Source organism: Paenibacillus sp. P4_E11 (assembly GCF_056401635.1).
Genome location: NZ_JBFUIX010000097.1, coordinates 1 through 20731 on the forward strand (window position 1 = coordinate 1; position 20731 = coordinate 20731).

At 52.5% G+C, this 20731-nt stretch carries 10 protein-coding genes; 7 read left to right on the forward strand and 3 right to left on the reverse strand.

The genetic code is table 11. From position 1 onward, the window contains the following. A partial coding sequence (gene trpB, locus AC1DWB_RS26260) for a tryptophan synthase subunit beta (RefSeq protein ID WP_477544052.1) occupies positions 1–960 on the reverse strand: 960 nt, incomplete at its 3' end. Between the two features lie 182 nt (positions 961–1142). Between trpB and addB the strand changes: the two genes are divergently transcribed. From addB to AC1DWB_RS26280, 4 genes are read left to right on the forward strand one after another with little or no spacing between them, the layout of a single operon-like run. Then, positions 1143–4718, forward strand: a complete 3576-nt coding sequence (gene addB / locus AC1DWB_RS26265) for a helicase-exonuclease AddAB subunit AddB (RefSeq protein ID WP_477544053.1) — start codon at positions 1143–1145, stop codon at positions 4716–4718. Continuing rightward, positions 4711–8628, forward strand: coding sequence for a helicase-exonuclease AddAB subunit AddA (gene addA / locus AC1DWB_RS26270; RefSeq protein WP_477544054.1), 3918 nt, complete (start codon positions 4711–4713; stop codon positions 8626–8628). The genes addB and addA overlap by 8 nt, the downstream gene beginning before the upstream one ends. Before the next feature lie 39 nt (positions 8629–8667). Next, a complete protein-coding gene (locus tag AC1DWB_RS26275) occupies positions 8668–9864 on the forward strand; it encodes a metallophosphoesterase family protein (RefSeq protein WP_477544055.1) in 1197 nt (398 codons plus the stop codon). Beyond that, positions 9861–13595 (forward strand): AAA family ATPase, encoded by a 3735-nt coding sequence (locus AC1DWB_RS26280; protein ID WP_477544056.1) that lies wholly within the window; start codon positions 9861–9863, stop codon positions 13593–13595. The genes AC1DWB_RS26275 and AC1DWB_RS26280 overlap by 4 nt, the downstream gene beginning before the upstream one ends. Here the strand turns inward: AC1DWB_RS26280 and AC1DWB_RS26285 are convergent. Together AC1DWB_RS26285 and AC1DWB_RS26290 are read right to left on the reverse strand one after the other, a co-directional pair. Then, entirely contained in the window at positions 13592–15388 is a 1797-nt protein-coding gene (locus AC1DWB_RS26285; protein ID WP_477544057.1) for a putative bifunctional diguanylate cyclase/phosphodiesterase, read from the reverse strand. The genes AC1DWB_RS26280 and AC1DWB_RS26285 overlap by 4 nt on opposite strands. A gap of 313 nt (positions 15389–15701) precedes the next feature. Then, positions 15702–15896, reverse strand: coding sequence for a hypothetical protein (locus AC1DWB_RS26290; protein ID WP_477544058.1), 195 nt, complete (start codon positions 15894–15896; stop codon positions 15702–15704). Positions 15897–15990: 94 nt separating this feature from the next. Between AC1DWB_RS26290 and AC1DWB_RS26295 the strand changes: the two genes are divergently transcribed. Genes AC1DWB_RS26295 through AC1DWB_RS26305 form a run of 3 tightly spaced genes read left to right on the forward strand, consistent with a single transcriptional unit; the run spans position 15991 to position 20663 of the window. Further along, entirely contained in the window at positions 15991–18303 is a 2313-nt protein-coding gene (locus AC1DWB_RS26295; protein ID WP_477544059.1) for an ATP-binding protein, read from the forward strand. 28 nt (positions 18304–18331) lie between these two features. Next, entirely contained in the window at positions 18332–19990 is a 1659-nt protein-coding gene (locus AC1DWB_RS26300) for a GAF domain-containing sensor histidine kinase (RefSeq protein ID WP_477544060.1), read from the forward strand. 13 nt (positions 19991–20003) lie between these two features. After that, a complete protein-coding gene (locus tag AC1DWB_RS26305) occupies positions 20004–20663 on the forward strand; it encodes a response regulator (RefSeq protein ID WP_477544061.1) in 660 nt (219 codons plus the stop codon). Positions 20664–20731 lie beyond the last annotated feature (68 nt).

Sequence of the window (20731 nt, forward strand, 5' to 3'; positions counted from 1 at the left end):
TACATATTCAGCGCGGCCTGTCACTTTGAGATAACTGTGCTCAGGTCCAATTCCCGGATAATCCAGACCTGCTGCGATCGAGTACGTTTTCTTCGGATTGCCATCCTCATCGAGCAGCACCAGACATTTGAAGCCATGGATCATGCTTGGTACGCCCTCCGTCAGTGTAGGTGCTTGATCCGGTTCTACCCCAATCAGACGAACAGTTGGCTCATCGATATAGTGGGCGAATGCACCAATCGCGTTACTGCCTCCGCCTACACAAGCTAATACAGCATCGGGAAGCCGACCTTCCTTCTCAAGAATTTGTCGCTTCGACTCTTCACTCACTACGGATTGGAAATGCTTGACCATCGTCGGGAACGGATGAGGACCTACTGCAGAGCCTAGCAAGTAAAACGTATTCTGATAGTTCTGAATCAGATCGTTCAACGCCTCGTCCACAGCATCTTTCAATCGGGCTTGTCCTTTCGTAACCGGAATGACCTTGGCGCCCAGCAATTCCATTCGGAATACGTTCAATGCTTGACGGCGGGTATCCTCGGCGCCCATGTAGATCACGCAGTCCATGTTGAACATGGCACATGCGGTTGCGGTCGCAACACCGTGTTGTCCTGCGCCTGTTTCTGCGATAACACGTTTTGCACCCATACGCTTCGCTAGAAGAATCTGGCCTACAACATTGTTGATTTTGTGCGCGCCGGTATGATTTAGATCTTCCCGCTTCAAGTAAATTTTGGCTCCGCCCCAACGATCGGTTAGCTGCTTGGCGAAGGTGAGCGGGTTTTCTCTTCCTACATATTCTCGTAAATAATATTGATATTCTTCGATGAATTCGGGGTCGTCCTTGTACTTCTTGAATTGTGAGGCCAGATAGTCCAGAACTTCCTGTAGCTCAGGGGGAACGAAGCTTCCGCCGAACTCGCCAAAATATCCTTCTTGTTCGTGTACTTGCGACATGTGTGGTCAGCCTCCAATTATCCATAATATTGTTCCCTTCTATCTTAAGAAAACGTCCCGCTGTTTGTAAATAGTCTTTCTAGTTAGCGGAGCAATTATAGATATATTTCCAAACGCATCAACACAGTAAATATGGTAGAATAGGAGAGAAACAAGAACACTTGTACTGATAGGAGGCTTTCATGGCCATTCGATACATATTGGGACGGGCAGGCAGCGGGAAGACACAGCGTTGTCTGGACGATATCCGTATCAGACTGTTGGAGGCACCGGAAGGCGACCCGCTCATTCTGCTCGTCCCCGAGCAGGCGACATTTCAAGCGGAGGCTTCGCTAGTCTCAACTCCAGGGCTGAGAGGTCTTATTCGAACGCAAGTATTAAGCTTCCGTCGACTAGCTTTTCGAGTGATGCAGGAAGCGGGCGGGACGGCCCGTATACATATAGATGACAGTGGAAAAGCGATGTTGTTGCAGAGAATCATCCAACAGCATCAGGACGAGTTGCGTGTATTCAGCGGCTCCGCACAACAGATCGGATTCATTGAGAGCCTGAACAAGCTGTTCACGGAATTCAGACGTTATGGAATCGATCAATCCAAGCTGGAACGCCATGTGAACTTCCATAGCGGGCCGGGACAGGCATCCGGTACGACGGTAGACAAGCTCTATGATATTAAAACGATCTATGGGAAGTTCGAAGATCATCTGAATCAGCACTACGTCGATTCGGAGGACTACTTGACGTTGCTGGCTCAGCATGTTAGAGATGCCTCATTTATGTCCAAGGCTGAGGTGTGGGTAGACGGATTCCATGGCTTTACCCCTCAGGAATTTAGCGTACTAGAGCAATTGATGCGTCATTGCCGCAACGTTACGATATCGCTGTGCGTGGATCGGAATTATGAAGCGACGGATACTCCGGGTGAACTAGACTTGTTCAATCCGACAGCAAGGACGCTGATCCGATTGAAGCAAGTGGCCGAGCAGATGGGGGTCGAGGAGGAGAACGTCCAGCTGTTGGAAGCGAATCCGACCGTTCGATTCCGTCACAGTCCGATGCTGGCCTACTTGGAAGCGAATATGGGCAACCGGACGTCTAGCCCGTTCTTAGAGGCAGCTGGCGAGTTCATTGATATCTCGATTCAGAGCGCCGTTAACCGGCGTGCGGAAGTGGAAGGCCTGGCTCGTGAGATGATTCGTCAAGTGAGGGAACGGGGCTACCGTTGGCGGGATATGGCAGTACTTGTACGCAACATGGAACAGTATCGGGATTTGCTGGCCACCACGTTAAGTGACTTTCAGATCCCGTTCTTCTTCGACCAGAAACGTTCCTTGTTGCATCACCCGCTGTTCGAACTGATTCGTTCGTCACTGGAAGTTATCAGCGGTAATTGGGGGCATGACGCGGTATTTCGTTGCGTGAAGACGGAGTTGCTGCTGCCGTTGCCTTCCGGGGCCGATGCAGAGTCGACCTATTCGACGAGTCAACTAAGAAGCGGGATGAACCAGCTCGAGAATCTGGTCCTCGCGATTGGCATTCAAGGCTACCGTTGGAAGGAAGCAAGACGCTGGGAACCCGCCATGAGAACTTCGTTGGAGGACAATGGTGTTCAAGTACAACAGGACGAATATTTGACCGATCTGCTGCATGAATGTCGCATGCGAATTGTTGAGCCGCTCGCTGCTCTGGAACAATCGATGAAAGCAGCCCGTACGGCGCGAGAGATGGCGCAAGCATTATACATATTCCTGGAGCAACTGCAGATACCGCACAAGCTGGACCGGTTAACCCGTGCCGGCATTGAAGCAGGAAGACCGGAAGCGGCCAAGGAGCATTCGCAAGTGTGGGGCAGCGTATTGGATCTGCTGGATCAGATCGTGGAGATGCTCGGGGATGAGAAGCTTGCTCTGAGCACGTTCGCTGAATTGATCGAGACCGGGCTGGATCAGGTGAAGCTGTCATTAGTTCCGCCGTCCCTGGATCAGGTGTTGATCGGCAGTATGGATCGAACAAGGTCGAGCCGAATTAAGCGTGCCTACATATTGGGTGCGAACGACGGCGTTATGCCAGCTAAGATGAGCGAAGACGGGCTGCTGTCCGAAGCCGAGCGGGAACGATTGATCGAAGGCGGACTGGAGATGGCGGACGGAAGCCGCCGCAAGCTGTTGGATGAGCAGTTCCTGATCTATACCGCGTTATCGACGCCAAGTCATCATCTATGGGTTAGCTACCCGCTAGCGGACGAAGAAGGCAAAGCGTTGTTGCCCTCAGAGATCGTGAAGCGGATTCGCCGCCTTTTCCCGAATGCCACGGAACGAATGCTATTGTCAGAACCRGCTACAGACGCGAGTGAGGAAGAGTCACTAGACTTCATGGCACACCCAGAACGGGTGTTGTCACTGTTAACTGTGCAACTGCGGGATTGGATGAGAGGGCGGAACATTGCCGAAGTATGGTGGGAAGCTTACAACTGGTTCATTCGGGAACCCATGTGGAAAGAGAGACTGCGTCGGGCGTTGCGCTCCTTATTCTACACGAATCAGGAACCTACCATTTCGAGAACGATCAGCAAGGCCTTGTACGGAGAGCGGCTCCGGGCGAGTGTATCGAGAATGGAACGATTCGTGGCGTGTCCGTTCTCCCAGTTCGCTTCACACGGCTTGCGGTTGGCCGAACGACGCGTCTATCGTCTGGAAGCACCTGACATCGGACAGCTATTCCATGCGGCGCTTAGCCGGGTTGCCCTGCGATTGCAGCAAGAGAAGCTGGAGTGGGCGGCGCTCACACCGGAGCAAATCTTCGCGTTGGCTTCGGAAGCCGTCGATGAGCTCGCACCGCGTCTGCAAGCGGAGATATTGCTGAGCTCGAATCGTCACCGCTATATCACACGCAAGCTCAAGCAGATTGTAGGCCGGGCTTCGGTTGTATTAGGCGAACATGCGAGACACGGTTCGTTCGTTCCAATCGGACTAGAGCTCGGGTTCGGTCCCGGCCAAACATTGCCTGCATTGGAGTTCTTGCTCGATAACGGCTCCATGATGGAGATCATTGGCCGGATCGATCGGGTTGATCGCGCAGACGGTGATCGGGGCATGCTGCTCCGGGTTATCGATTACAAATCGAGTCCGACCGATTTGCGAATGACTGATGTGTATTATGGCATGTCACTTCAAATGTTGACGTATCTGGATGTCGTCATTACCCACGCGGAGCGTTGGTTGGGCCAGCAAGCGAAACCTGCCGGCGTGCTGTACTTTCATGTACATAATCCGATGCTGCAACGCAAAAACGTACTCACCGTAGGAGAGGCCGAGCTGGAGCTATTGAAGCGATTCAAAATGCGTGGACTTGTGCTGGAAGATGTGAATACCGTCCAGCTCATGGACAATCGTCTGGCGCATCAAAGCGGCAATTCCATTCTCATACCGGCAGGGATGAAGACGGACGGAAGCTTCTACAAAAGCTCTTCCATCGCTTCCGAGGCTCAGTGGGATGGGCTTCGAGGATATGTGCGCAGTGTAATTAAGGACATCGGCACGCAAATAACGGATGGTCACGTGGACATTCGTCCTTATCAGATGGGACCGAAGCTTGCTTGCACATTTTGTCCGTATAAGCCGGTTTGTCGCTTCGAACCTGGAGCCGATGCTCAGTCGTACAAACGGCTGCAAGTAATCGGCAAAGACCAAGTATGGCAGGCCATAGATGCGGCCGTATCGAGACAAGATGTGAAGGAAGGAGATATATTCCGTGGATAAACCGTTAGACAGCAAGTGGACGGACGAGCAATGGGAGGCAATCCGCACGCGGGGCAGCGACGTACTTGTTGCTGCGGCAGCAGGCTCGGGCAAGACAGCGGTATTGGTGGAGCGCATCATCCGGAGAGTGACCGATGAACACGATCCTATCGATGTGGACCAGCTTTTAGTGGCAACGTTCACGAATGCGGCGGCAGGAGAAATGCGCCAGCGTATTCGTGAGGCGTTGGAGAAGGAATTGCACCGTAATCCCCAGTCCACCCATCTGCTCAAGCAAATATCGCTCATCCATCAAGCATCGATTACAACGCTCCATTCCTTCTGTCTGGAAATTGTACATCGGTACTTCTCGCGCATTCAACTGGACCCCTCCTTCCGGATCGCGAATGATACGGAAGCCGAGCTGATGCGACAAGATATTTTGTCAGAGCTGTTGGAAGACCAATACGGGCAGAGTGAGGAGGACAGTCCGTTCTGGCAGTTGGTCGACTGGTTCGGCGGTGAGCGGGGAGATGAAGCGCTGTTCCGATTCATCCAGAAGCTGTATGACTTCTCGCGAAGTCATCCGTGGCCGGAACATTGGCTGCAACAAATCGTCTCCGCCTTCGAGGGGGCGGGCGATTCATCATCTGCAAACGACGGTGTTCGTATTTGGCAGGAATGCTTACTACAAGACGTCCGGTTGGAGTTGAAGGGCATAGACGGCTTACTTCAGCAAGGGCTTCAGATTGCTGAGAGTCCAGGGGGGCCGGATTCATATATCGCCAATCTGAATGAAGATCGCCAAGCTGTGGGCGAATTGATAGTTGCGGCTGACCAATCGTGGGAGCTATTGTACGAACGGTTCCAGACAGCGGGCTTTGGTAAATTGAACCCGAGTCGCAGCAATACGGTGGACAAGGAGCTTCAAGAGCGAGTTAAGAAGCTGCGGGAGCAGGCCAAGAAGCAGCTATATGCACTGCAGGAAGAGCTATTTCAGCGTACGACGGAGCAGTATAGAGCGGAATTGGTCACGATGGCGCCGATCATGTCGACGCTGACGGATATCGTGAACGAATTCGGCGAGCGATTCAGAGCGCAGAAGGCAGCGCGTGGACTGGTCGACTTCTCTGACCTGGAGCATTATTGCCTGCGTATATTGCGTCACGCTGACTCAACGCCGGAGCTGGCACTACCGTCTGATGCTGCGGATGAATACCGCAATCAGTTCGCCGAAGTGCTGCTGGACGAATATCAGGACACGAACATGGTGCAGGAAGCAATCGTTGAGTTAATATCGAAGCGTTCGCCGGGAAATCGCTTTATGGTTGGAGATGTGAAGCAGAGTATATATCGGTTTCGCTTGGCAGAGCCAGGGCTGTTCCTGCACAAGTATAGTGCTTACCAGGATCGAACAGCAGGACATCGTATCGATTTGGCACGGAATTTCCGCAGCCGGAGCGAAGTTGTCGATGGTGTGAACTATTTGTTCAAACAACTGATGAGTGTAGCCGTTGCGGAGATGGACTATGACGAATCGGCTCAGCTTGTATGCGGAGCAGGCTACCCGCTAAGCCCGAACAATAATTCAATTGAAGTGCTGCTTGTGGACAAATCCAGTTCTACGAGGTCGGGATCTGATCAGGATGAGGATAACGAATCGGATGAGTTTGCAGAAGGCGACGGTTCAGCGGCGACCATAGATGCGGCGGTTGAGCAAGAAGAGCAGGCAGAGACGGCACAGCTGGAAGCACGATTAATCGCAGCCACCATACGTAAATTGAAGGGTGAGTCCGGTGAACGGCCTTATCAGGTGTACGACCGAGGTTTGGATGGTTATCGCACATTAGAATACCGTGATATCGTAATCTTGCTGCGTTCCCCGTCCAATTGGTCCTCGGTCATGCTGGAGGAATTGAAGCAAGCTGGGATACCAGTTTATGCGGATCTGAATACCGGGTACTTCACAGCTACGGAAGTGGAGACGCTGCTATCGTTGCTCAAGGTCATAGATAACCCTTATCAGGACATCCCGCTAGCAGCGGTACTGCGTTCACCAATTTTCCAGCTGTCGGCTGAAGAGCTTGCACAGGTCCGGCTGTTCCGGCGTAACAGTCCGTATTATGAAGCTGTACTTGCTTGTATAGCTGTGCGAGATGAAGAAAGTCGTGCACCATCGATTGATGAGCAGCTGCAGCTGAATGAAGAAGGGTTGGAGCAGCTTCGCACGAAGCTCCGTGCTTTCCAGGCGATGCTCGGCCAGTGGCAGCAGTCGGCTCGACAAGGCTCCTTGGCCGATTTGATCTGGACCGTGCTTCGCGAGACAGGATTCTTCGACTATGTCGGTGGACTGCCTGGCGGTCAGCAGCGACAAGCGAATCTACGTGCCTTGTATGACCGGGCTCGTCAATACGAAGCGACTTCATTCCGAGGACTTTACCGCTTCTTGAGGTTCATTGAGCGTATGCAGGACAATGGTGGCGACCTGGGAACGGCTCGCTCGTTAGGCGAGCAAGAGGACGTCGTAAGGATCATGTCGATCCATAAGAGCAAGGGGCTTGAGTTTCCCGTCGTATTCGTTGCTGCTTTAGGCAAGCGGTTCAACATGATGGATCTGAACGGATCATTCCTGATGCACAAGCAGCTTGGTTTCGGTCCCAAATATGTCGACACCGCGCTGCGGGTAAGTTATCCGACATTGCCGCTGCTCGCCATTCGCAAACGGATGCGGATGGAGATGCTCGCCGAGGAGCTACGTGTCCTGTACGTTGCCCTGACACGCCCTAAGGAGAAGCTATTCTTACTTGGGACAATGTCTTCCATGGACAAGCAAGTACAGAAGTGGGGGACACTTACCTCGCATCCGGACTGGGTGCTGCCTGATTACGAGCTGGCCAAGGCCAAGTGCTTTCTAGATTGGCTTGGACCTGCTCTCATTCGACATCCGCAAGCGGATACGCTGCGCTCCTGGGGTGGGGTACCGGAGCCAACAGGTAGCGGGCTGAGTATCATGCGGCACGAACCATCTTTCTGGAATATGGCCGTTATTACAACGGAAAGCTTGGCCCAAGCGGCTGCAGCAGTAGAAGCCAGATTCGCGGATGACCGGATGGAAGCGATCGCTCAGCTTGAGCCTGCGCCTGGCATCTCTTCGCCTTTCGGTAAGCAGCTGGAACAGGTGCTCGAGTGGCGTAACCCGCACGATAGCTTGTCCAAGCTCTTCTCCAAAACTTCGGTCACCGAGCTGAAAAGACTGGCCGATCAGCGCCGGTTCGATGATGACGATGAGGATGGGGGGGCTGTCTTGCTGCCGGTTATGCCTCATTCTGAGCAGCAGGAGCGGGCGGATGATGTTCAACGGACACAGCATTTATTTGCCCGGCGTCCCAAATTCTTGGAACAGCGCAAGATGAATGCTGCAGAGCGGGGGACTGTCTATCATGCTGTTATGCAGCACGTTCCGCTTCACGAAGCACTTTCGCAGGAAGTGATTGTGGATACGATGGATAGGATGGTTAATCGTCAGTTGCTAACGGTTGAGCAGAGAGCAGAAGCAGATGCGGAGCTTGTTTATCGATTCTATTGTTCACCGCTCGGTCAGAGGCTGCTGCATGCCAGTCAAGTGCACCGCGAGGTGCCGTTCAGCTACGGATTAAAGGCTGGAGACATATATCCCGACTTGGACGACAACACGAAGGATGAGCTTATTCTGATCCAAGGGGTTATCGATTGCTTGTTCGAGGAGGAGGGGGAACTCGTCCTGCTCGACTATAAAACCGATGCCCTGGATGGAAATAAGTTGGAGGAACGGGTAGACAAATATCGAGTGCAGCTGAATTTATATGCACATGCCATTGAGCAAATATGGAAGCGGCCGGTGAAAGCGAAGATTTTGTTTTTTTTCGACGGCTCACACGAAGTTCAGCTGTAGTAGGCAAGAAGATTTGGCATAAAAGAGGAGGTGTGGCACATGCGTGTCTTACATACGGCGGATTGGCATTTTGGTAGGTTGCTTGAAGGCCGAAGTCGGTTGGAAGAGCAGGCGCAATTCGTGGACGAATTGGTAGCTTTAGTCCATGAGGAACAGGTCGATCTAGTACTGCTTGCAGGAGATGTGTATGATTCCGTGAATCCTCCAGCGGTAGCCGAACAATTGTTTTATGAGGCGATCGCCCGGTTGGGGGACGAAGGACGACGACCCATCGTTGTGATTGCAGGCAATCATGATAATCCAGAGCGATTGGCGGCGTCTGGTCCACTTGCGGAACGACAAGGTATTACGCTAATCGGCTTACCTAACGTGCAGCCTGTCTCGCTTCAGGTAAGTCGCACAGGGGAACGCGCTGTTATTGCGGCGCTGCCCTATCCCTCAGAGTCACGATTGAAGGAACTGTTGACAGATGAATTCGATCAGGAAACGCTGCGTGGTGCTTATTCTGGCAAGGTTAGCGCCTTGATGCGTCATCAGGCTGAGCATTTCCGCACAGATACAGTGAATTTGGCGATGAGTCATTTGTACGTGTTGGGAGGTTATGAATCCGATTCGGAACGTCCGATTCAAGTGGGTGGGGCTTATACGGTAGATCCCTCAGCTTTTGTTATCGGAGCTCAGTATACGGCACTCGGTCATCTACATCGACCTCAGGAGGTCAAAGCCGATGCACGTATCCGGTATAGCGGATCTCCTCTCGCTTACAGCTTCTCGGAAGCCGGACAAGCCAAGTCCGTTACGTTGCTGGATATACGACCTGGAGAAGAGCCGGAAATCAAGGAGTTGTTCCTGTCTTCGGGAAAACCGCTTGTTCGGTGGCAGGCCAAAGAAGGCTTGGAGCAAGTACATAGATGGATCGATGAGGGCAAGGATGCCCGCAGTTGGATTGAACTGGATGTGCATTTGACAGAAGCGATGGGGATGGAGCAAATTCAGCAGTTGCGCAAAAGGCATGCCGGTATCGTAACGATACGCCCTGTATACGAGCAGAGTGAAGCCGAGTCGTATGATACGGCGGGTCTCAGGGAGCATCTGCCTGCGGATGAGCTATTCCGTCGATTCTACACTCGACAAACAGGGGGCGCGCAAGCTGAGCCTGAGCTGGTGCAGCTGTTCCTTGAGCTGCTGCTGGAAGGCAGTGCGACTTCCAGTGAAGAAGGAGGTGCGGCCGAGTGAAGCCGATTCAATTAACGATAGCCGGACTGCAGAGCTATCGAGCTAAGCAGGAAATTGATTTCACTCGTCTGTGTGATGCCGGGGTGTTCGGCATATTCGGACCGACGGGCAGCGGGAAATCGACGATTCTGGATGCGATGACACTGGCGCTGTACGGCGAGGTTGAACGGGCGAGTGGCGGGACGCAAGGCATTTTGAATCATGCCGAGAATACGTTATCCGTCTCCTTTACATTCGAGTTGTCCAGTTCCTCCGGCTGGGAGCGATACCGTGTCGATCGCCAATACAAGCGGAATGGCGAAACCTCTCTGCTGCAAACCGTGAGCCGCTTCGTCCGATTAGGCGCGAGTGAGTCAGAATCGGGAAGAGATCAAGCCCTCGAGCCCGATCAGGCTGTCGTATTAGCGGATAAGAGCAAGGAAGTGACCAAGGCCGTTGAGGACACGATTGGCCTGTCTATGCATGATTTCACCCGGGCGGTCGTGCTTCCCCAGGGAAAGTTCGCCGAATTTTTATCGTTAAAGCATAGTGAGCGGCGTCAGATGTTGCAGCGATTATTCGCGTTGGAAGCCTACGGAGATAAGCTAAACGCCAGACTTAGCAGCCGCATGAAAGCGACGGATGTGCGGTTGAAGCAGACGGTAGCCGAGCAGCAAGGGCTTGGCGATGCTTCGGCGGACGCCCTGCACAATGCAGCCTCACGGCTGCATGCTGCGAAGGAGACCGCCAGAACGCAACGCGAGCGGCTGCAGACTACCCAGGCACGGCGCGATGCGCTCAAGCAGCGTTGGGACTGGCAGCTGGAACGCGAGCAGCTGGAGCGCGAGCTCGCCAAGCTCGCCTCGCGCGAGGACGCGGTCGCGCTCTGGGAGCGCTCGCTCGTCCTTGCCGACGCCGCCGAACGGCTCCTCCCGTTCCTGCGGGAACGGGAGGAGACCGCCCGCCGGTCGGCGGACGCCTCGCGCGAGCAAGCCGCCGCGGCCGAAGGCCTCGCCGGCGCGAGCCGCGGCCATAACGCGGCCGCGGAAGCCCATGCCGCCGCGCAGCAGGCGCTGCTCGCCGGCGAGGCCGGACTGTCCGTCCGGCTCGAGCGGCTGCGCCAGGCGCTGGCGCTGCAGCAGGAGCTGCAGCGGCTAGCGGCGGATGTCGCGCAGCTGAGCGCGACGCGCGAGCAGGCCGCTGGCACGCTCGCGGCCGACACGGCGCGGCTGCGCCAGCAGACGGAGCTGCGCGTCCGGGCGCAGCAGAAGCAGGCGGAGCTGCAAGAGCAGCTCCAACGGTTGGAGGCGCCGGCTGGCCACCGGCACAAGCTGCAGGCGGCTGCGCTTGACAAGCAGCAGCTCGCCGCGGCCGAGCGGCACGCCGCCGAGCTGGCCGCCGAAGCGGCCGGCAGCGCGCAGGCGCTCGAGCGGCTGCAGCAGCAGCGCCGCGAGCTCGCCACGCGCGAGGCCGCGCACGGCGAGCAGCTGGCCGCTGACGCGGCGGGCGCGGCCGGCGAGCGCGAGGCGCTGCGAAGGCTCGCGCTCGAGGCGAGCCGCCTGCAGGCGGCCGTGCAAGCGGCGCTGGCGGAGCAGCAGCGCCAGCAGCGCGAGCGCGAGACCGCGCGGCTGGCCGCGCATCTCGCGGCGTCGCTCGCGGACGGCGAGCCGTGCCCGGTGTGCGGCTCGCACGAGCATCCGCGCCTCGGCGGCGGCGAGCAGGCGCCTGCTGCGCACGGCGCAGAGCCCACTGCATCCGAAGCAGAGGAGGATGCGCGGCTCAGCGAAGAGCTGGAGCTGCTGCGTGATCCGCTGCAGCAGCTGCAGTTCCGGCTGCTCCAGCACGGTTCGAAGCTGGACGAGCTGGCCACCCAGTGGGAAGGCTGGCCGCAAGCCGGCCCCACAGACGCGTACGCGGAAGCAGCCACCTCTCTGGCAACCGACCCTGACTCGCGCCCAGCAGCTTCTGGCGAAGCGGCGGGTCACTCGCACTTGTCAGTGTCTCCCGCCCTTGACCTTCGCCCAGCAGCCACTGGTGAGGCACCGGGCAGCATGCACTTGTCAACTGCCCCTGACCTTCGCCCAGCAGCCCCTGGCGAAGCGCCAGACCGATCGCACTTGTCAGCGCTCACTGCCCCTGGCGAAGCGCCGGGCAACCTGCACTTGCCAGCGCTCACCGCCGCTGACATTCACTCAGCTGTCCTGCAAGCTACAGCCCCAAATCTGCCGCTCGCAGTCGCAGCACTAGTGGAGCAAGCCAATACAGCTGCCACACGCTTGACGCATATCGAGGAAGCGTTCAAGCGGGCGCAGCAGCAGCGACGGCAGCAAGAGCTGCAGCAGAACGAGCTTGTCGCACGGTTAGATGCCGCTCAAGCAGCAGCAATCGCGGCTACTGAGAAGCTGCAAGCAGCACGGACCCAAGTGAACAAGCTGCAAGCTACATGGGTGGAACGATACATAGAGTGGACGGTCGAACAAGTCGACCCTTTCATAGCGTTGCTGGCCGAACAGGATAAGCAGGTCGAGGAGCTGAAGGAACGGATAGCCAAGAGCATTCCTTTTCTGGAGTCAACCGTCAAGCAAATCGAGGAGTTACATGTCCAGACCACACAGGTGGACAAGGAATTGGCCCAGCTTGACGCTCAGCTGGAAGCCCGTAAGCAAGCCGTTCAGGAGAAAGCCGTGCAACTTCGCGAACGGGCAGAAGGCGACGATGTCGCTGCCTTGATGCTAGAAACGCAGCAACAGCTCGACACGATACGAAGCAGCGAGCAAGCGGCAAGAGAGCAAGTAAGTCTCACGCAGTCTGCCATGCAGATAAGTATGGATCGACATAGTACAGCCGTAGAATCCAAGCGTTCAACCGCGATAGCTGCTGAGAAGGCTGAGGCCGGGTGGCAAGCTGCACTGCAGACGACCGTGTTCACCTCACAGCAGGAGGTGGAGAAGGCACGCTTGCCTGAGGAAGAGCGGAGTAATCGTCTGGCGTCCATCAACACGCATCGCGAACAGGAAACGAAGCTCAAGCTGAAGGTGCAATCACTGCAGGAACAGCTGCAGGGCAGCGTCATAACAGAAGAACAATGGAATTCATGTGTAGCGGAATGGGTCGCTGCGCGTGAGCAAGATGAAATTGCTCTGCAGGAAGCGGCAAAAGCCGAGCGTGACCTGGAGGATATGGAAGCGAAGCATTTGAAGTGGAGTGAGCTGCAACGAGCAAGAGTGGAGTTAGAAAGTCAAATCTCCAGACTTACGAAGCTGCAAAGTGTGCTGCGCGGGAATGCATTCGTGGAATATGTGGCCGAAGAGCAATTGATCGTCGTCAGTCGTGCTGCTTCGCAGCGGTTAGGGGATTTGACGGGACAGCGATATGCGATAGAAGTAGATTCATCTGGAGGTTTCCTAATTCGCGATGATGCGAATGGCGGTGTCCGGCGCCCGGTATCTACGTTATCCGGCGGTGAGACGTTTCTGGCCTCACTTGCGTTAGCGCTGGCGCTCTCGGCGCAGATTCAGCTGCGCGGCCGTTATCCGCTTGAATTTTTTTTCCTGGACGAAGGGTTCGGTACATTGGATCAGGAGTTGCTGGAGTCGGTTATTGCAGCGTTGGAGAAGTTGCACATGGAACGATTAACTGTCGGCGTCATCAGCCACGTTCCGGAGCTAAGAGCAAGGCTGCCGCGCAGACTGATCGTTCAGCCTGCAGCGGCAGCCGGGGAAGGAAGCCAAGTATCAGTAGAATCGGGTTAATAAGGTAATGCTTCGTCGGTCATATGTAGGTTAAGCCAATCTTCGAACGTATCGACCGGCATAGGCTTGCCGAACAAATAGCCTTGGATTTCGTCGCAGCCTTGCTGCTGCAAGTAGGCATATTGCTCTTCGGTTTCTACGCCCTCCGCCGTAACTTTCAATTTGAGGGTACGGGCGAGGACGATAATAGCCGTCACAATCGCAGCATCGTCAGAGTCCTCATGAATTCCATTAATGAACGAACGGTCGACCTTGAGACCGTCGATCGGAAACCGCTTCAAATAACTTAGAGACGAATAACCAGTTCCGAAGTCGTCAATCGATATTTTGACGCCCATTTCCTTCAAATCGCGCAGCATCAGAATGTTACGATTGACGTTCTGCATCGCTGCGCTTTCTGTTATTTCCAGCTCCAGACACTCGGGTGCCAGCTTCGACTCGCGGAGCAGACGATGGATAAGAACGGGCAAGTTTTGCTGTCTGAACTGCAGCGGTGACAAGTTAACGCTGACTCGCAGTGAAGAATAGCCCTCAATGTTTTGCCACATGCGAACTTGATGGCATGCTTTGCGCAACACTAGCTCGCCAAGAGGTACGATTAGCCCGGTTTCTTCAGCCAGTGGAATGAAATCAAGCGGTTGAATCAAGCCAAGTTCGGGATGAATCCAGCGAACAAGTGCTTCTACACATACCAATTGCTCGGTTCGGGTACTGACGCGAGGTTGATAGTAGACGACAAGCTCGTCTTTCTCTAACGCTTTGCGGAGCATCGCTTCCATCGCGAATCGTTCATAAGGCATTTGCACACCTTCTGGCGGGCTGTAGAACTGATAATGGTTACGTCCCTGCTCCTTGGCCCTGTACATCGAGACGTCGGCGTTTTTCATCAACTGCTCGGCCGTTCTTCCGTGATCGGGGTACAAGGCGACACCTATGCTAGTCGTAATATACACCTCCTGATCGTTGAGTAGGACTGCTTCATGCAGCGACTGGAATATATCTTTGCATAGGTTGACGACTTCTTCCATCTTCGAAAAACGAGGCAGTAGGAGGGCGAACTCATCTCCCCCCATACGAGCAAGTGTGGCGCCCTTTGGCATTTTCTCAAGAATTCGTTCCGATACCGTTCGAAGCAGAGCGTCTCCTACCTCATGCCCCATCGTATCGTTGATATGCTTGAATTTGTCCAAATCGAGGAAAAACACAGCAATTGGCGTAGGCTTGCGCATCGCCTTGTGCAACGCAYTGTTCAATCGTTCCTTGAACAGATCGCGATTGGGCAGCAAGGTTAGGGTGTCGAAGAAAGCCATTCGAGTCAAGTTCGTCGAGACGCGACTGATGAATAGAATGAACAGAAGCAGTCCCATGACGATCAAGAACGTATCGAACGAAAAGAATGCGCCACCTTGGTAATAGTACATGAAATACAGGCTTACAATGCCAAACAAACTAAAGACGAAGGTTGAGATGATGCTAGCTTCCGAAGCATAGAGCGGGATGACGAGTAGTAACAGCCAACTCGGTCGTAAGCTGGGACTCCAATCTGGCCAAATAAACACAAGCGTCGTGATCAGCCAATCGATGGCCATGAGTAAGATTAACCCGGGTGCTTTCAGGAATCGGGATAAATCCTGTACAGAGAACGCTCTCCACAACAAATACGTCGTGTAGGCGATGGCCAGTCCGGCAAGAAGCAAAAGTACTGCTTGTTCGGTCTTTCCATATAACAATAGTAGGATAAGCGGTATGATGGAATGACCGAGCGCAAAAGCTTTGGCGTTCTTATGAACCATGATTCACCTCTAATGTGTTGGAAGTTACAAGTTCCGATTCTCAAAAATGCGACTCTCGATAGAGGCGAGCGAATAAGTAGAAATAATTGCTAGTCAGCCTATAGGGAATTATAACTGATTTTAGGATCAGATTCTATGACAAAACTATATAAATTGTCGAATCGCATAATAGTTATCTTGTTCTTGTCGAAATCGCATGATTAAACGGTAATCAGTACGCCGTTCGTTCGACAACAACAACAAAAAAGAGACTGTATAAGGAATAATCCGTTATACAATCTCTTTTTATTTTGGTAAAATTACGGTGACTGATTTAAGCCCAGTATGAATTTCTAGTGTCCTTGTTACCACTCGCCTGACGGAAAGACAAATCAAGTGCTTTTTTCTCTTCTAATGTTAATTCCACGAGTTGCGAGTCATGAAGTAAAGATTCCATTTGACGAACTTCCATCCGTTTCACGCTGCGAACCGCCTGTTGTAAGTTGGATGACCATGTAAGTACTGACATTGGCTTGTCCTCCTCATATACAATTCTTAACACTTTTCGCAGATCTAGCTTGTACTATGATTATACCAAAAATGCTGTCGAGAAGGTGAGATTTATGAAAAAATATTTTTTGTATATTCTAACAATTGTCCTAGTCGTCCTTATTCAGTTCTGGTTCTTATTCCTCACCTTCCGCTATCCGCAGACTGGAATTGTCGTTGAGCAGAATGCCTCTCACCAATGGGTGATCACCAGTTTCGAGGAGAGTGATGTTGAATCTAGGTTAGGGCTGCAGATTGGTGATATTATTGAGCGCGTCGATCATAAGGCACCGGATCAGCATCCATCCATCTTGAAATGGAGAACGGTTGATCAAGTTGACAGCTTACTTATATCTCGGAACGGTGTGAGCTTCGAAGTTGCAACTGCGAAAGTAAGAAACCTTGGCGATTATTTAACGTTAATAGTGGAAACCTTTTGTTTTTTGGTAGCTGCTTTTATTTTACTAACCCTGAGAGGCTCCAGATCAGCCGTTTACTTGGCGCTTGTATTTATCAATATTGGTCTCATCTTCATGAGCTTGTTGTCCTCGATACGGGGCGATTCCTTGGGAAAGGTGCTGATCAGTAGCTTTTTGATGCTGCTGCCAGTCTTGTTTTATCATTTTCTGCAAGTGTTCTTTCTAGAGAAAGGAGGCGTACACTTCACCAAGCGTATACTGAAACCGTTGTATGCTGCCGTGCTTGTAGCATTTGTCCTGCGAATTGGATTTTTCATTCCGGAGCTGGCCTACACAGTGTATGCTTACAACAATTTCGTCACCATTCCTTTTTTCATGCTAGGTATCCTGTTTAACTTCTATATTATGACTTCGCTGTTGATCAGATATTGGGGCAGTAACGATAGTATCGGTATTCTGGTCAAGACGGTATGGATCTCGATATGCGTTTCGTTCTTGCCGTTCGCAATATTGTCCTTTCTCCCCTTATTGCTGTTCGGATATCCTTGGGTTCCGACGTTGTATACAGGTTGCATCATCGTGTTCTTTCCACTATCCTTTGCTTATCTGATCGCCACCCGGCAATTGTACGATATCCATATCGTCTTGCGGCGGCTCCTGCTGACTACGTCCATATCGCTCCTGCCAAGTCTGTTGATTTGCGGATTCATCTTTACCATCTTCCAGCAGCACGTTACGGTTCGCCATATCCTGTTCTTATTCTGCTTCACACTAATCTTGCTCACGATCCTATTGTATTCATTGGAATATATCGCTACCAAACTGGAACGCATCATGTTCCCGCGCAAGTACGTTCTGCAGTCCGCGTTGAAAAAAATCGCCAAAAGTCTTGGTAATATTTCCAGCTTCCGTGAGCTGAAAGACRTCATCTTGGTCGATATTGTGACGGCTCTCCAAGTGTTTGGCAGCGCCATTGTGTTCCGGTATAAAGATGATATTGAAGTGATAGGTGCCGGTGATATTGATTTGCACGAGGTTGAACAGCTTGTAGCCGATGGCGCAATCGAACATCCCTCTTTTTTGATTTATGAAGTGAATTCGAATGAAGAATATACGAGCTATCTAATTACTACGCGCAAAAAAACGAACACGCTGCTAGGCATGGAAGAAGTGCAGTGGCTGAATTTGATTATTTCGTACTTATCGGTTTCCATGGAAAATATTTTTCTGATCCGCAAACTGACAACGAAGCTTCAGTATTTGGCCGCCCAGTTGCCGAATGAGCAGGTCGCGCAAGATCTTGCCTGGTTCCGGAAGCTTATGTTCGAGCTTCAGGAGAAGGAGCGGGTTCGAATCGCAACCGATATTCACGATACGACGATGCAGGACTTGTTTTTCCTGAAACGAAGATTGTCGTCGATTGTTGCCAAGTATGAATATAAACCGGAGGATCAGGATCAAATCATGGGTTTGGTTGATTATGTCGATATTATTAATTCGAATTTACGGCAAAGCTGCTTCGAGTTGCATCCGCATCTGCTCCAGGAGATCGGCCTTCTGCGAACGATCGAGAAGCTGATCGAGCAGGAGAGCGCGGCGAGTCTTTTCGCCATCGATTTGAAGATCACACGAGCAAATGCGATTGAGAGCCGGAGCTTGGAGACCAAACGCCATGTTTTTCGCATTGTGCAGGAACTTCTGAACAATGCCAAGAAGCATTCACTCGCCAACCAAGTATCCATCCACCTGTATGTCTTACAAGAAACGTTCTATATGCTATATGAAGACGATGGGATCGGGTTCGAGCAAGTCCCAGCCGTGCAGCAGATTGGAGCTTCTGGAATTGGGATGGAACAGATGCGCAGTCGTATTTTATTTCTGAAGGGTAACCTGGAACTGGAAACTTCGCAGGGTAGTGGGGTCAAAGTGTGGATTTCATTGCCACTCCAGGAAGGGATGACAGCCTAGATATCAATCTGGACGGGAGGGCTCATAGATGCGACAGTACAATCGCGAAGAAGAGTTATTAGCTTTGCAGAGCATCTCGGAAACATTGAATCGATCGAACGATACGGAGGAAATGCTGCAGGATGTATTAACTCAATTGCTCGAGGTGACAGGCCTTCCGACTGGTTGGGTATTCCTTGCTGGTGTACAACCCACGTACAAATTGGCTGCCAAATGCGGTCTTCCGCCTGCGCTTAGCTGGGGTGGTGAAGCTCCTATGTGTTCAGGACGATGCTGGTGTCTTGACCGATTGTGGGATGGAAGACTTCAGCGAGCCGTCAATATCATATCTTGCAAACGGATCGAAGATGCCGGGAAATACAAGTGGGGCGATACGCAACATATTGAGCACCACGCCTCCATTCCTTTGCTAGCTGGGGACGAGTTAATTGGGATATTGAATGTAGCCGCGCCGAACAAACGACATTTTGATGCCGAGGAGCTGGCCTTGTTACATGCGGTTGCCTATCAGATCGGATCAGCAGTGAAACGTACCATGCTATTTCAAGCGGAACGCAAACGAGCCGAACATTTGGCCAAGCTAAGTGAAGTATCGAGATGGATCGCGGAGACGACTGAGTCCGGTCTAGTGTCGGAGCAAGTTGTTGGGCGTATCGGTGTAGCGTATGGGTGGCAGAAGACTACCCTTTTTTTACGTGAAGGAAATGAGCTGTATTTGCGAGCTCATTATGTAGACGGACGAATAACGAGCAGCCATACGAAAATGGGCTTATCGGAAGCGAATCCGGTTACAGTGGCGATTAAACAATTAACCGTCGTGAATGAGTCACGCAACAAGATCAGCTATAAAGGGTTGGATGAGGTTGGGATTGGACCGTTTCAGTCTGTCATCTCGGTTCCGATCTATCGTTCTGATATGGCCTACGGTGTCTTGCTTGTGACAGAGGAGCGGCCTGATTCATTTGATGCTAATGATGTGGAAGTGTTAACCGCCTTGGCAGGACAAATTGCTCTTAACCTTGATAAGGCTCGGTTATTGTACCAACGGCGGGAACTGACCAGACAGGAAGAGCGCCACCGATTAGCTCGAGATCTGCACGATTCGGTTAGTCAAACCTTATTCTCCTTGAATGTAACTGCTAGAGGAGCCGAATCGCTGCCACAGTCGGAATGGGCATTGTTATCCMGTACATTAAAGGACATCCAGAGCTTGTCCCAGGAAGCTCTGAAGGAAATGCGCTCGTTGATCTTGCAACTGCGCCCCCCAGGATTGGAGCTCGGCATTGTAACGGGACTTACACAGTATGGGAAACGGCTCGGACTGACTGTTCGTTCTGAGGTTAAAGGGTTGCAGGAACTCCCGCAGTTGGTAGAGGAAGCGTTGTGGCGTATCGGACAAGAAGCCTTAAACAATGTTAGTAAGCATGGGCATACGAATGAGGTTCGAATCGAGCTCCTATATTGTGCGGATAAAGTCACGATGGTCGTGACGGACCAGGGGATGGGCTTCGATCGCAACGATCCAATCCGGCATGATCATTCGTCAAGCGGTCTAGGACTACTCGGTATGCAGGAGAGAGCCGCATTAGTTGGAGGGTTTGTACGAATAGAAACAGGACCAGATCAAGGGACCGTTGTGAGGGTTGAACTACCCTTGGCGCAAGTAATACCACCAAGTCTACAATAGAGGCGAATGATGAATGAAGATCAGATTATTGTTAGTTGACGACCATGCGGTCGTATTGAAAGGGCTCGGCTTTTTCTTGAACATGCAGTCGGACTTGGAATTGGCGGGATTGGCCCGCAGTGGGGAAGAAGCGTTACAGCAAGCAGCAGAGCTGCGTCCAGACATCGTTCTGATGGACTTGCTAATGCCGGGCATGAACGGGATAGAAACGACCGAGCGGATGCTTCAGCTGCTGCCGAATGTGAAAATTATTATACTGACGAGCTTCGCTGAACAAGACCATGTGTTATCTTGCTTACAGGCGGGAGCAGTCGGGTATTTGCTCAAGGATATGGAGCCTGATCAGTTGGTTGAAGCGATCCGCGGGGCCTACCATGGTAATGTGCAATTGAATCCGATGATTACGAAGTTGCTTGTTGCGGGTTTAACAGCTCCCACTGCCATTCCAACTGCTACATCAGAATCTGGCATAAGTGGATGGGATTCTTTGACGCAGCGAGAGAAAGAAGTGCTTGGTTTGATCGCTAGAGGCTTGAGCAATAAGGAGATTGCAGCAGATCTGGTGATCGCGGAGAAAACCGTCAAAACCCATGTCAGCAGCATATTAGGCAAGCTCGAATTGGATGATCGCACGCAGGCCGCGCTATATGCGGTCAAACACGGGCATGCCTAGCGCTCTCACAGAACTCTGAACAGCAAGGGTCGTACGCCATAAGTCGTAGTTAGGTCCACCATCGGGTG